Annotated in this window: 12 protein-coding genes; 9 read left to right on the forward strand and 3 right to left on the reverse strand. The window is 42.0% G+C overall.

Annotation, left to right across the window (positions count from 1 at the left end):
- Nucleotides 1-102 precede the first annotated feature (102 nt).
- Together ABD772_RS05240 and ABD772_RS05245 are read left to right on the forward strand one after the other, a co-directional pair.
- Nucleotides 103-1,158 carry a homoserine O-acetyltransferase family protein gene (locus ABD772_RS05240; protein ID WP_345101457.1) on the forward strand — a complete coding sequence of 352 codons (1,056 nt, stop codon included), beginning with the start codon at nucleotides 103-105 and terminating at the stop codon, nucleotides 1,156-1,158.
- Nucleotides 1,158-2,369 carry a homoserine dehydrogenase gene (locus ABD772_RS05245; RefSeq protein ID WP_345101459.1) on the forward strand — a complete coding sequence of 404 codons (1,212 nt, stop codon included), beginning with the start codon at nucleotides 1,158-1,160 and terminating at the stop codon, nucleotides 2,367-2,369. The genes ABD772_RS05240 and ABD772_RS05245 overlap by 1 nt, the downstream gene beginning before the upstream one ends.
- 351 nt (nucleotides 2,370-2,720) lie before the next feature.
- Here ABD772_RS05245 and clpB read toward each other — a convergent pair whose 3' ends face one another.
- Nucleotides 2,721-5,336 carry an ATP-dependent chaperone ClpB gene (clpB, locus tag ABD772_RS05250; RefSeq protein WP_345101461.1) on the reverse strand — a complete coding sequence of 872 codons (2,616 nt, stop codon included), beginning with the start codon at nucleotides 5,334-5,336 and terminating at the stop codon, nucleotides 2,721-2,723.
- Between the two features lie 193 nt (nucleotides 5,337-5,529).
- Here clpB and ABD772_RS05255 point away from each other — a divergent pair, with 193 nt between their 5' ends.
- Complete coding sequence (locus ABD772_RS05255) at nucleotides 5,530-6,855, forward strand: sensor histidine kinase (protein WP_345101463.1); 1,326 nt, start codon at nucleotides 5,530-5,532, stop codon at nucleotides 6,853-6,855.
- A gap of 82 nt (nucleotides 6,856-6,937) precedes the next feature.
- On the opposite strand, the gene ABD772_RS05260 is transcribed toward ABD772_RS05255, so the two are convergent.
- Complete coding sequence (locus ABD772_RS05260; RefSeq protein ID WP_345101465.1) at nucleotides 6,938-8,365, reverse strand: ATP-dependent DNA helicase; 1,428 nt, start codon at nucleotides 8,363-8,365, stop codon at nucleotides 6,938-6,940.
- Between the two features lie 60 nt (nucleotides 8,366-8,425).
- On the opposite strand from ABD772_RS05260, the gene ABD772_RS05265 reads away from it, so the two are divergent.
- Genes ABD772_RS05265 through coaD form a run of 4 tightly spaced genes read left to right on the forward strand, consistent with a single transcriptional unit; the run spans nucleotide 8,426 to nucleotide 11,279 of the window.
- Nucleotides 8,426-9,238, forward strand: a complete 813-nt coding sequence (locus ABD772_RS05265) for a DUF3822 family protein (RefSeq protein WP_345101468.1) — start codon at nucleotides 8,426-8,428, stop codon at nucleotides 9,236-9,238.
- A complete protein-coding gene (locus tag ABD772_RS05270) occupies nucleotides 9,214-9,747 on the forward strand; it encodes an RsmD family RNA methyltransferase (protein WP_345101470.1) in 534 nt (177 codons plus the stop codon). The genes ABD772_RS05265 and ABD772_RS05270 overlap by 25 nt, the downstream gene beginning before the upstream one ends.
- Before the next feature lie 19 nt (nucleotides 9,748-9,766).
- Complete coding sequence (locus ABD772_RS05275) at nucleotides 9,767-10,774, forward strand: hypothetical protein (protein WP_345101472.1); 1,008 nt, start codon at nucleotides 9,767-9,769, stop codon at nucleotides 10,772-10,774.
- Nucleotides 10,775-10,817: 43 nt separating this feature from the next.
- Nucleotides 10,818-11,279 carry a pantetheine-phosphate adenylyltransferase gene (gene coaD, locus ABD772_RS05280; protein WP_345101474.1) on the forward strand — a complete coding sequence of 154 codons (462 nt, stop codon included), beginning with the start codon at nucleotides 10,818-10,820 and terminating at the stop codon, nucleotides 11,277-11,279.
- Here coaD and ABD772_RS05285 read toward each other — a convergent pair.
- Nucleotides 11,248-11,886, reverse strand: coding sequence for an NUDIX hydrolase (locus tag ABD772_RS05285; protein ID WP_345101476.1), 639 nt, complete (start codon nucleotides 11,884-11,886; stop codon nucleotides 11,248-11,250). The genes coaD and ABD772_RS05285 overlap by 32 nt on opposite strands.
- On the opposite strand from ABD772_RS05285, the gene pyrE reads away from it, so the two are divergent.
- On the forward strand, nucleotides 11,885-12,538 hold the full coding sequence (pyrE, locus tag ABD772_RS05290; protein ID WP_345101478.1) for an orotate phosphoribosyltransferase: 654 nt from the start codon (nucleotides 11,885-11,887) through the stop codon (nucleotides 12,536-12,538). The genes ABD772_RS05285 and pyrE overlap by 2 nt on opposite strands.
- Before the next feature lie 3 nt (nucleotides 12,539-12,541).
- Complete coding sequence (locus tag ABD772_RS05295; RefSeq protein ID WP_345101480.1) at nucleotides 12,542-12,943, forward strand: SRPBCC family protein; 402 nt, start codon at nucleotides 12,542-12,544, stop codon at nucleotides 12,941-12,943.
- Nucleotides 12,944-13,094 lie beyond the last annotated feature (151 nt).

Raw genomic sequence — 13,094 nt, forward strand, 5'->3', positions numbered from 1 at the left:
AGCAGTAAATACGTTTCCTTTTCTCTTACTGAAAATACGTGTACTGTAACGGTCAAAGCAACCGTTTACCCAAACCTCAACAGCTAACAAACCAAATAACAAATGAGCTATCAAACATATACATACCAGCAGGAATTCGGATTAGAGTGTGGCCAAAAATTGCCTCAGCTCGAATTAGGATATCACACCTATGGTACTTTAAATAAAGATCGCGATAATGTAGTGTGGGTTTGTCATGCTTTTACCGCTAATTCAGACGTGCTTGACTGGTGGAAGGGCCTGGTAGGCAGCGGCTACTATTTTAATCCGGAAGAACATTTTATAGTTTGCGCCAACATGCTGGGCTCCGCCTATGGCTCAAGCGGTCCGCTAAGTATCAATACTGCTACTGACAAGCAGTACTACCTGTCGTTTCCGCAAGTTACCGTTAGGGACATGGTCAAATCGCAGCAACTATTGGCAGCGCATCTGAATATCAAAAATATCCATACTTTAATTGGCGGTTCATTAGGTGGGCAGCAGGCTATGGAATGGGCCATCATAGAGCCCGAATTTATCAAGAATGTTATCCTTATAGCTGCAAATGCCAAACACTCGCCATGGGGCATAGCCTTTAACGAGTCGCAACGCCTCGCGATAGCTGCCGATCAAAGCTTTCATGAAAACATACCAAACGGTGGTGCAAAAGGTTTAAAAGCTGCCCGGGCTATGGCGTTACTATCCTATCGGGGTTATAAAACTTATGGCATTAAACAGCATGAGGATAGTAATGAAGTAGTAGATAACTACAAGGCGTCAAGCTACCAAAACTACCAGGGTGAAAAACTTGTAGCACGCTTTAACGCCTATAGCTACTGGTACTTATCAAAAGCGATGGACTCGCATAACGTGGGCCGCGGCCGCGTAAGCATTGAAGATGCATTAAGTAAAATTACCGCCCGTACATTGGTTATCGGCATTAAATCAGACTTGTTATTTCCAATCGAGGAACAACAATACCTGTTTCAACATATCCCCCAGTCGGCCTATGCCGAGTTTGACTCGTACTATGGTCATGACGCATTTTTAATTGAGACGGAAGCATTAACTAATATTATTACATCATTTTTTAAAACAGACGTAAAAGGAAAAATCATCCAATTACAGCAAACTGCATAATGAGCAAGAAACTTAATATCGGCCTTTTTGGCTTCGGAGTTGTTGGCCAGGGACTTTATGATATCATCAAAACAAAAAACCTGAATCTTGAAATAAAAAAAATAGCTATTAAAGACGGTAGCAAACCGCGCTCTTTACCGGCTCACTATTTCACTACTGATAAAAACGAATTGCTGAATAATCCGGAAATTAACACCATTATTGAATTGATCAATGACACGGAGGCGGCTTTTGATATTGTGTCTACGGCGTTAAAAACCGGCAAAAATGTGGTATCGGCCAGCAAAAAGATGATTGCTATATACCTGAAGGAATTGATCGATATACAGCATGAATACGGCACATCTTTATTATATGAAGGTGCGGTTTGCGGTAGTATCCCAATCATTCGCAACCTGGAGGAGTATTATGATAACGAATTGCTGCATTCTATCAGTGGTATTTTCAACGGTTCGTCAAACTACATACTCTCCAAAGGATTTTTAGAGAACCTGGATTATGGGTCTGCACTGAAACAAGCGCAAGACCTGGGCTTTGCAGAAACCGACCCTATTTCGGACGTAGGTGGTTATGATTCTAAATATAAATTGGTTATAGCCGCATCACATGCTTATGGTGTGGTGATTGATCCCACTAAGATATTCAACTTCGGCATACAGAATTTGTCTGCTGACGATATGCGTTACGCACGCGAAAAGAATTTAAAAATAAAGCTGGTACCGGTAGCAAAAGAGTTAGATGATGAGCATGTAGCACTTTTTGTACTGCCTAAGTTTGTTACCGAACATGAGTTTCTATACAACGTTGAGTACGAATATAACGGCGTAACGGTGCAGGCGGCATTTGCCGATCAGCAATTCTTCTTCGGTAAAGGCGCAGGCGGACACCCTACCGGTTCGGCAGTATTGTCGGATATTGCGGCACTACGTTACGACTATCAATACGAATACAAAAAAGCTAAAAGCGCTAACGGTTTAAATTTCACTAATGACATCGAACTAACTATCTATCTGCGTTATGAGGACGAGGAACTGGTAAGCCTTCTCGACTTCAAATGTATAGATGAGCGCTTTTATTCAGGTACTTACAAATACGTTATCGGCAAAGTTAATCTGCAAAAACTAATCGATAATGAATCCCGCATATATGCCGACAAGGCGTTTATCGCCTTTGCCGATCAACTAACAGGGGTCAGTTTAGCTTCAGCATAAAAAATAGCATAAGTTTCAGTATTAAAGGGTTCTGCAAGTGTAGAACCCTTTTTTGAACATTGCTATTTGAATTATAAAATCGCGGCCTCTGAAGGTGAAATGACACTGATTTATTTCGATGTCATTTTGACCGTAGGGAGAGATTTTATATAAGCGATAAGCAAGCGTATAGGGGTTCTCCCTACGGTCGAAATGACAGCGTTATATTTATATCATGGGTAGTATAGCGAAGAATCTGCCGATCGGTTAGCAAAGTTTGCAGATTCTTCGCTATGCTCAGAATGACAACGGACGGCAAACAAAAAAGCCGCCCGGTTAACCCAGGCGGCTTTTACTATATAGTGAATTTAGTTATTTTGCGGCCTCCGTCTTTTCGGCACTGTTCAAAAACACAAACTGGTTGTCAAACATATCTAACTTGATCTTGGCGTCTTTATCTACCTTACCGGCAAGTATCTGTTTAGATAACTCGTTCAGTATACGTTTTTGTATCACACGCTTCAACGGACGCGCACCAAATTGCGGATCATAACCCAATTGGGCCAGCCAATCTAATGCTTCTTCTGATGCTTCGATATGGATACCCATGTCGGCAAGCGTTTGCTGCACTTGTGCAAATTGCAGCTTGACGATATCTCCTATCTCATCGCGGCTCAGTGGGGTGAACATGATGATCTCATCAATACGGTTCAAAAACTCCGGACGAATGGTTTGCCGTAGCATTTCAAACAACTGGTTCTTGGTTTTGGCGATGACTTGCTCCTTATCGCTCTCATCAAAATCCTGGAAGTTTTCCTGGATAATGTTTGAGCCGATGTTCGAGGTCATGATGATGATGGTATTTTTAAAGTTTACCACACGTCCTTTGTTATCGGTCAGACGGCCATCATCCAAAACCTGTAATAAGATGTTAAACACATCAGGATGTGCCTTTTCGATCTCATCCAGCAAGATAACGCTATACGGTTTACGGCGAACAGCTTCAGTTAGCTGACCGCCTTCGTCATATCCCACATAACCCGGGGGCGCGCCGATCAGTCTTGATACGGCATGTCGTTCCTGGTACTCGCTCATGTCTATGCGAACCATGGCATGCTCGTCATTGAACAGGTACCCGGCTAAAGCTTTAGCCAGCTCGGTTTTACCTACACCGGTTGTACCCAAAAAAATAAACGAGCCAATTGGCTTGCGTTTGTCCTGCAAACCTGCGCGGCTGCGGCGTATCGCATCACTAATGGCCTCGATAGCTTCGTGCTGACCGGCAACGCGTTTATGCAGCTCATCTTCAAGTCCAAGCAATTTTTCACGCTCGCTCTGGATCATTTTTGAAACCGGAATACCTGTCCACCGGGATACTACTCCGGCAATATCGTCGGCAGTAACCTCCTCTTTCAGCATCCGGCTTTCCGACTGATTAGTCAGTAACGCTTCTTTCAGTTTTTCAACTTCTTCCTGGGCCTCGCGAATACGGCCATAGCGTAATTCGGCCACTTTACCGTAATCGCCCGCACGCTCGGCTTGTTCAGCTTCCAGTTTATAATTTTCTATCTGCTCAACTTTCAAGTTGATGCCATCAACCACATCTTTCTCTCCCTGCCATTTGGCACGTAAAGAATCACACTCGGCAGAAAGATTTGCAATCTCTTCAGACAGTTCTTTTACTTTCTTATCATCTTTCTCGCGTTTGATAGCTTCGCGCTCAATTTCCAGCTGCATGATGCGGCGTTCCAGTTCGTCTACTACTTCTGGTACCGAATCCATTTCAATACGCAATTTTGAAGCGGCTTCGTCCATCAAGTCGATAGCTTTATCGGGCAGGAAACGGTCAGATATGTAACGCTGCGACATTTCAACGGCAGCAATAATTGCCTCGTCTTTAATGCGCACTTTGTGGTGTGCCTCATAACGTTCTTTCAAACCGCGCAGGATTGAAATTGCATCGGCAGTATCAGGTTCATCAACCAGCACCATCTGGAAACGGCGCTCCAAGGCTTTATCCTTCTCAACGTATTTTTGGTACTCATTCAGCGTTGTAGCGCCTATGGCTCTCAGCTCGCCGCGTGCCAGCGCGGGTTTCAATATATTGGCTGCATCCATTGCGCCATCGCCGCCACCTGCACCAACCAGGGTGTGTATCTCATCAATAAATAAGATAATCTCGCCGTCGGCCTGGGTTACTTCTTTGATAACAGCTTTTAGCCGCTCTTCAAACTCACCCTTGTATTTTGCGCCTGCAATCAAGGCACCCATATCCAGCGAGTAAACGGTTTTGGATTTCAAACTTTCGGGCACGTCGCCTTTTAAAATACGGAAAGCGATACCTTCGGCAATAGCAGTCTTACCTACACCGGGCTCACCTACCAATACCGGATTATTTTTTGTCCGGCGGGACAGGATCTGTATAGTGCGACGTATCTCATCGTCGCGGCCGATAACAGGATCGAGTTTACCTGAAGCTGCATATTCATTCAGGTTTCGGGCGTATTTATTTAAGGCATTGTAGGTGGCTTCAGCGTTTTGGTCGGTCACTTTGTTATCGCCGCGCAACGCGATAATCGCTTTTTTAAGATCCTTTTCATTTACGCCAAAGTCTTTAAGCGCCGAACTGGTTTTATCATTCACACTTAAAATACCTAACAATATATGTTCGACGGATACGAAATCGTCTTTAAATTCTTTTAAATAACCGGTGGCTTTCTGTAATACAGAATTTGCATTTGACGACAAGTAAACATTGCTACCGCTAACTTTTGGGAACGCTGCTATCTGCTCGTCCAGAATTTCATTTAAGCGATTGATGTTTACATTCAGTTTTTTCAAAAGGTAGGTTATGACGTTTTCATCAACTAATAACAAACCTTTTAGCAAGTGTGCAGGCTCAATGGCCTGCTGCTGATTACCGGTTGTAATCTCAGAAGCTTTTTGCACTGCTTCCTGGGCTTTGATGGTAAAATTGTTAAAGTTCATAACACAATCTGATCAAAACACCTGCCATACTCATAAATATGAAAATATGGCATTGCTATTTATTTTAGTATGTCGTTTTGTCAAGTCAGAAATATATCTTAAGTAGTTTGTAAACAATATATGCTAAAAAAGGTGTTACAAAGCTGTTCAATTATCATATTTTAATATTTTTGATTACCATAATTAAATCACATTGGATACCCATTATTTTAAAAGCATACCGAGGAAATACCGTGCTTCTTTTCGTAACTATTATACGTTACAAAACCTACAATCAATACGTAACTGCGCAATAATATTCTTTGCCATTAACTTCACATTACGTATCCTGATATGGGCGTTACCGGTAAATATCACCAAAGCACAAAATTTTCCTGAATTTGAAATAACCAACTGGGTTTATTTGGTGGTCACCCCTATTTTTTATATTGCCGGGCAGTTGTTGTTAAATCACATCAATAAAACCAGGAAGGCTAACCCATTTATGGTCTTATTTGTGTTTGTGTTTGCCTTATATATCATTATTTGCGGAATGTATTCGGCTTTTATATCTACAGGCGATCCGCGCAATTCGTTAACTGTTTATCTTATCGCACTGATTGTTATCAGCGTAATGTGCGTGTTTGAGTATGATGAGTTAATATTACTATTGATATTGACAGAACTGGCTTTCACGGCGCTATTGCTTTACCAGCATGCCGATGCCACCAGTATACTGTACGATCAGCTCATATCGGTTGTGCTCTTATCTGGTTTCTATTTGATATCGCGATACTTTTTCTCGTACAAAGCCAGCTATTACCAGCAGATCATCGAGATACGCAGCAAAAATATAGAGATTGAAAAGGCCGGCGAATTTAAAAATCGAGTATTAGGTATGGTGGCACACGACTTGCGCAACCCTATCGGCGCGGTTGAATCTATAGCGATGATGATGGAACTAGAAGAAATTGACGCAGATATGCAGGACAATGTGAGCATGATTAAAGAGTCCTGCTCAAAAGCCCCCAGCATTCTGGACGATCTGCTCGAAGCTGCCAGGAACGAGAATATTAATGTTATAGAAACCCAAAAAATTGAGCTTAATCAATACCTTAAAAGTATTGTTGAGGGCTGGAAAGTCCAAAATCGCAACAATGTAGTTTTGATAAGTTCCGTAAGTTTGGTAAGTGCACAAATAAATAAAGAGAAGTTTACCCGTGTAATGGATAACCTGATCAGCAACGCACTTAAGTTTTCGAAAGAAACAGATAATGTAGAACTACGTCTGGCTATACAAGACAACCAAATCATCATTCAGGTTAAAGATCACGGGTTGGGTATTCCGCAAAACATGTTGCCGCATATTTTCGAGCGCTTCAGTAAAGCAGGGCGTACCGGTTTAAATGGCGAAAAATCAACCGGCTTAGGTTTAAGTATCGTTAAACAGATCATTGAAAGCCATAAAGGCAAGATCAGCGTAAGCAGTATTGAGGGTAAGGGCACTACATTTACTATACAACTGGCAGTTAGCAGTTAGTGCATTCGTGTATTTATCTGGTCGATCCGTCATTTCGACCAACGGAAGAAATGACAGGATGGTAAAATCATCCTTTCATGAACTAAAAAGCCGCCGGTGCACCGCCATAGAATTTGTCATTAAAATTCACCAGGAACAATTCTTTGGTTGCTCGGGTACAGGCGGTATAAAACCAGCGCAAAAAATCAGTATTCACCATTTCATCGGTCAAATATCCCTGATCTACAAACACGGCATCCCATTGCCCACCTTGAGCCTTGTGACAGGTTATCGCGTAAGCAAATTTTATCTGCAAAGCATTATAATATGGGTTTGCTTTTAGTTCGAGGTGTTTTAAACGCTTATTGGGTATATGATCATAATCTTTCATCACTTCCAGGTAAAAGCGTTTCTGATCTTCCTGCGATAAAGCAGGCGATTCGGTGTACAATGTATCCAGCAGAACCTTGCAATCCAGTATCGGGTCTTCGGCGTAATCAATAAATTCCAGCTGAACATCGGCAAACCTGAAACCATACATATCCTCTATCCTGCGCACTTTGCGTATGCGGGCAATGTCACCGTTGGCAATAAATGAGGTGCTGTTTTCCTGCTGATCCTGCAGCCAGAAGTAATTATTTTTAACCACCATAAGTTGATCGCCCCCGGTCAGTTCTTCCTCACGCCATAGCAGCCGTGCCCTTATCTGTTTATTATACAGGTTGGCATTTTTGTTTGACCGGCAGATAACCAGCGTATTTTCATTACCATATTTATTATACGCATATTCTAAGCCTTCTTCCAGTCGCTCGCCGGTCATGCGGAAAACATCTTTGTAGCCTTTGGTAACTATGCGTGGAATAACTTCTAATTGCTGCCTGATGATATCTCTGACATTGGTGGCATTAAACAAAATGCCTGAATCTTTTTGCTGCCTTAAAACATCGGTAAGCTCAAAGCTGTATACCATCAGTCCAAAGTCTGAACTCATTACCTTGTCACTTAGTGCGGGGCTGTCATCTGATCCTACCGGCGGCAACTGGGCGGTATCGCCCACTAACATTAGTTTACAATTTTTTTGATTATAAACATATCGCACCAGGTCGTACAATAACGTATGCCGGCCGTGGCCGCTTGGCATGTCAGAGATCATAGAAGCTTCATCCACAATAAACAAGGTATTGGAAGCCATATTATCGGCTATCAGGAAACTTTCATCTACATCAAGCGCTGCCTTTTTACGGTAGATGCGCTTGTGAATGGTAAAAGCCTTGCGCCCCGAGTAATTAGTAATAACCTTGGCTGCGCGGCCGGTTGGCGCCAGCAGAACCGGTTTGAAATTGTAAGTGCGTAAGGCTTTTACCAGCGCTCCTACAATAGTTGTTTTACCGGTTCCGGCATATCCGCGCAGGATAAAACATTCGTCGCCTTCGTCTGTCAACAAAAAATTATGCAGCAAGCCAAACAGTTGCAGCTGTTGTGCGGTTGGTTCGTGCGGAAAGGCTTTTTTGATTTGATCTGTTGCGGACACCCTGCAAAAATGCGTATAACTACCTTAACTAATCCAAAAAATATTACTTTTGTTAATAGCATGAGCGAACAAATCTATACTTTCCGCGATCCGTCGTTTAACCTTAACCAGGCTTATTACTACACGCTGTTAATACAAATCGACGCAAAATCGTTCTCGTATGCCATAACCTATAAAAAGGATTTAATGGCCTGGGATACCAATTGCAACCTGGCAGAACTTTCTGACCCGCAAGAACTGGCCGAAGAATTAAACGCTACCTATAAAAATGTAGTTGTTGGCTTGCCATCTGGTGTTTTTACACTGATCCCGGATGCACTTTTCAGTAAAGATCAGATAGCTAATTATGCCCGCCTGCTTGATGTTAGTCCTGATGAGCGTGTATTGGCGCAATTGTTAGATAACAAGAACTATATTATCTACAAGGTTAAAGAGAAGACCTTATCAACCGTTGAAAGGTTTGGCTTGCAAAATGTTGTTTACCTCAACAAAGGATGGGTAACCGCTGCAGCGCAAGATAATCCGGGAAGTCAGGATTTATATTTGCATACAGAAAATGGTAAAGCCGAGTTTCTGTATTTTAAAAATGGAACTATCCGGTTTTACAACAACTTCGATTATCAAACCGAAGGCGATCTGAGCTATTATGCTGCATTAGTGACCGAAGAATTAGACTTAGTTCCCGGCAGCGTTCATTTAAAATCAAGCGGAAGCCTGAAACCCGGTGATAATTTCACCGTTGCCCTTAGCCAATTTTTTCCAAACATAACTTTCTTTAACCCGCAACTGTTAAATGTGCCGGAACAAATAAATCCGGAGCAAATATTAACTTTGGCGGCTTTGACACTATGCGGATCATTGGAGGCAGTTTAAAAGGGTTACGACTTAATCCGCCTAAAAACTTACCAGTACGCCCTACTACCGATCTGGCCAAAGAAGCACTGTTTAATATCTTATTAAACCTGGTTGAATTTGACAATATTGATGTGCTCGATCTTTTTTGTGGCACGGGTAATATCAGTTATGAATTTGCATCGCGCGGGGCAAAGCAGGTAGTTAGTGTTGACCGCAGTATTCATTGCATCAATTACATCAAAGATACGTCGCGCCAGCATGGCTTAAGCCAAATCAAAACTTTTAAGACAGATATTTTTAAATATCTGCAATTAGAGACCGATCAATATGACCTGATCTTTGCCGACCCGCCGTATGATTTGAACCAGATACCTGAAATACCTAAAATTGTATTTGACAAAGCACTGTTACGCCCCGATGGTTTGTTGATTGTAGAACATCAGTCGATGCAAAATTTAAGCAATCATCCGGCGTTTGTCGAACAACGAAAATATGGCCATTCATCATTTTCGTTTTTTAAAAATTAGAGATATTTTTCTGTTAGATATGAAAAAAAGCATCATATATCTGTTAGCAGCGTTTTTATTTACAACGACGTTTCAAAGCTGCACCGGCGATAAAGACATTCAGGTAAACAATCAGATCAGCAGCGACACGCGCGCAGTAATAGCCGCCCTCAACAAAAAGCTTTTTGAAGGCATTACTTCGGGCAACATTGCCGCGGTAAAGGCTTTACTGTCGCCAGATCTTATTAATAAATCCGGAGCTCAATTAGATACGGTAATTAATCGCTGCAGTAAAAGATACCCAGCTAAAGATTTTGAAGTATTGGATGAATATCTGAGCAAAGGGATGAAAAAAAAGGATGCTGATACTGTAAAATCTCAGCACAAGAACGATAGCGACTACGCCATCGGTTTCCAGGCTGTGAACGACGAGATGTACACCTCGGTATTGCTAACCAAAGGGTTAACGGTCAACGGTATGATACTGGCTGTTTACGGCAAATATGGTAACGACTGGAAAGTAAACATTCTGCAAATGGGCGATTACAGCATTGCCGGTAAAAATGCCATTGACTATTATAAGCAGGCGCTTGATCTTTACAGCAAAGGCAATTTGGTAGATGCCACCGATATGATCATTATCACCTCGCAACTGGTTAGCCCTGGCGGAAACTATTTTTCTTACAAAAAAGAGTCTGACATGAAGATATTCTTCTCTAAAGTGATTGATGAAGCCAATGCTACCTATCACCTGCCTGTTGTGGTTAGTCAGGTAAAAACTGCGCCGCAAATCTTTTCAATGAGTCCGCAGGTGGTTGAAGAAGTTGGGCATCAGGGTATTTTCCCTGTAATCAGGTACAAATCAACTATTAAACTTACGGATACCATTGCACTTAAAGCCGAAAATGAAGCCTTACAGCAAAGCATTGGTACCATATTTAAAGGGCTTGACCAAAACAATCAATATATTTTGTACCAGGTGTATGATCAAATACCTGACGGTAAATCTGACACTAAACACTATGGATTTATCCAAAAATTAAGATAGAGATAACATAACTAGTCTTAACTTTACCTAAAAGCACAAGTTCATGAAAACAGCGCTGTTCCCCGGGTCGTTTGATCCTATTACTAAAGCCCATGTTGACATTGTTAAAAGATCTGTTGATCTGTTTGATAAGTTATACATTGGCATTGGCCACAATAGCGCTAAGCCGGGGTTTTTAAGTGTAGAGAAGCGCGAGCAAATGCTTAGAGCGGTTTTTGAAAATGAACCACGGATACATATCATAGCTTATGAAGGCTTAACCGTCGACTTCAGCAGAAGCATCGGTGCCGCATATATGGTTCGTGGTATACGTACGGTGTCTGATTTTGAGTATGAGAAAGCTATCGCGCAAATGAATCATTCATTGGCGCCTGATATAGAAAGTATCTTCATTGTAAGTAAACCGGGCTACTCATCTATCAGCTCTACCATAGTACGGGAGATTTTGCGCTATGGCGGCGATGTATCGCAATTTATTCCGAAAGAAGCGCTGGCTTATCTATAATTAAATTCATTTCTGACAACACATCTAAAATCGATGGAAAGGTGTTAGCTAATATTGCGTCTATATCATTTGGCTTAAACCAGCGTACATCGGTTATCCCCTCTTCTTTCTGAGGCTTTAACTTATGCTGACCTTTGGCTTGCATTTTATACCAATGCGTTTTCTTTAATACTACCTCATCCTTATAAATATAAACGTGGTAGGTTTTACAGATCTTATTGCCGCGTTTGCTGATGGTAATATTGCACTCTTCTTCTACTTCGCGAACGGCAGCTGCCTTAATAGTCTCCCCTTTTTCTATTTTGCCTTTCGGCAGGTCCCATTTATCGTTGCGGTAAATAAACAACAGGTCTTTGTTCTCGTTTTTAACCAATCCGCCGGCTGCTTCTATTACTTTAACACTTTGTTTGATCTGTTTTAAAAAAGCCTTGGCGTCCGGGCACAGTACATAAAACAAGTCATTTTTTTGCGCCAGCACCCATGTGTAAATTATTTTCAGATCAAAGCTCTGTTTATCAATTGCTTGATAGTTAGCAGCCTGTTTTGGCACTGATTCTGTTAATAAGATAACTTTTTGGTTAATATAAATTCTGTATTTTTGAGCCATGTTTAATACTACTGAAACCGAACAACAGGTAGCGGAATTTCTATTGCAAATTAAAGCAATTAAATTGCAACCTAATAATCCTTTTACTTGGGCGTCAGGCTGGAAATCGCCGATTTACTGCGATAACCGTATTACGCTGTCACATCCCCCTATACGTACTTATATCCGTCAGCAGTTAACCAAAGCCATCCAGGAAAAGTTTGGTTCTGTAGGCTGTATTGCAGGCGTTGCAACTGCGGGTATACCTCAGGGTGCATTGGTGGCTCAAGAACTAGGCTTACCTTTTATCTATGTACGATCGAAACCAAAAGAACACGGCCGGGGCAATATGATTGAAGGTGATATACTGACCGGCAAACGTGTGGTTGTTATTGAAGACCTGATATCAACCGGTGGCAGCAGCTTACAGGCTGTAGCGGCATTGCGTGATGCCGGGTATGATGTAGCAGGTCTGGCTGCCATATTCAGCTATGGATTTGATCTGGCTACCGAAAACTTCAAGGCAGCAAATTGTCCATTTATTACACTATCAAACTATACTGCTTTAATTAGCTATGCCGAAGAGCATCAATACATCTCACGCAAAGATGTGGAGGTTTTAAGAGAATGGCGCGATAACCCGTCAACATGGGGCGTTGAAGCTACCAAATAACCAATGGCAACATTCGAAAGTAAAATATCTATCAATCGGCCGGTAAGCGATATCTATCAATTTCTGGCCGATTTTAATAACCACGGGCAGCTCATGCCCGACAACGTACAAAACTGGTCGGCCAGCTATAGTGAGGCTGGTTTTATGGTTCAAAATACAATTAAACTATCCCTGCAGATTACCGAGCGCATTGAGAACAAAGGTATCAATATCGCCGCAGTTAATAACCCACCCTTTCCGGTACAACTAAACTGGTTGCTCGAAGCCAACGGTAGTAGCACCCAGGTCACGTTCACCATCAACGCCGAATTGAACATGATGATGAAAATGATGGTTTCAGGCCCGCTACAAAAGCTGGCGGATCATGAGGCGGGCAGCCTGAAGGCTGTATTGAATAGAGATTAGTGACAGGAGTTAGGTATCACTCCTACCTCCTATCATTCGAACGTATGTGAGAAATCTATACACTAGCTAAGCATTCGAACATGTCAATGTATAGATTTTCGCTATGCTCAAGAGAGTAGTCCTCGCTGTCGCTCCAAATGACATAATCTTT

Source organism: Mucilaginibacter panaciglaebae (genome assembly GCF_039539265.1).
GTDB classification, from domain to species: domain Bacteria; phylum Bacteroidota; class Bacteroidia; order Sphingobacteriales; family Sphingobacteriaceae; genus Mucilaginibacter; species Mucilaginibacter panaciglaebae.

Bases quoted from the DNA above. Each gene is read 5' to 3' on its own strand.
- ABD772_RS05245 (WP_345101459.1), top strand. From the start codon at position 1,158: ATGAGCAAGAAACTTAATATCGGCCTTTTTGGCTTCGGAGTTGTTGGC.
- ABD772_RS05265 (WP_345101468.1), top strand. From the start codon at position 8,426: ATGAGCGAACAAATCTATACTTTCCGCGATCCGTCGTTTAACCTTAAC.
- ABD772_RS05285 (WP_345101476.1), bottom strand. From the start codon at position 11,886: ATGGCTCAAAAATACAGAATTTATATTAACCAAAAAGTTATCTTATTA.
- clpB (WP_345101461.1), bottom strand. From the start codon at position 5,336: ATGAACTTTAACAATTTTACCATCAAAGCCCAGGAAGCAGTGCAAAAA.
- ABD772_RS05240 (WP_345101457.1), top strand. From the start codon at position 103: ATGAGCTATCAAACATATACATACCAGCAGGAATTCGGATTAGAGTGT.
- coaD (WP_345101474.1), top strand. From the start codon at position 10,818: ATGAAAACAGCGCTGTTCCCCGGGTCGTTTGATCCTATTACTAAAGCC.
- ABD772_RS05295 (WP_345101480.1), top strand. From the start codon at position 12,542: ATGGCAACATTCGAAAGTAAAATATCTATCAATCGGCCGGTAAGCGAT.
- ABD772_RS05275 (WP_345101472.1), top strand. From the start codon at position 9,767: ATGAAAAAAAGCATCATATATCTGTTAGCAGCGTTTTTATTTACAACG.
- ABD772_RS05270 (WP_345101470.1), top strand. From the start codon at position 9,214: ATGCGGATCATTGGAGGCAGTTTAAAAGGGTTACGACTTAATCCGCCT.
- pyrE (WP_345101478.1), top strand. From the start codon at position 11,885: ATGTTTAATACTACTGAAACCGAACAACAGGTAGCGGAATTTCTATTG.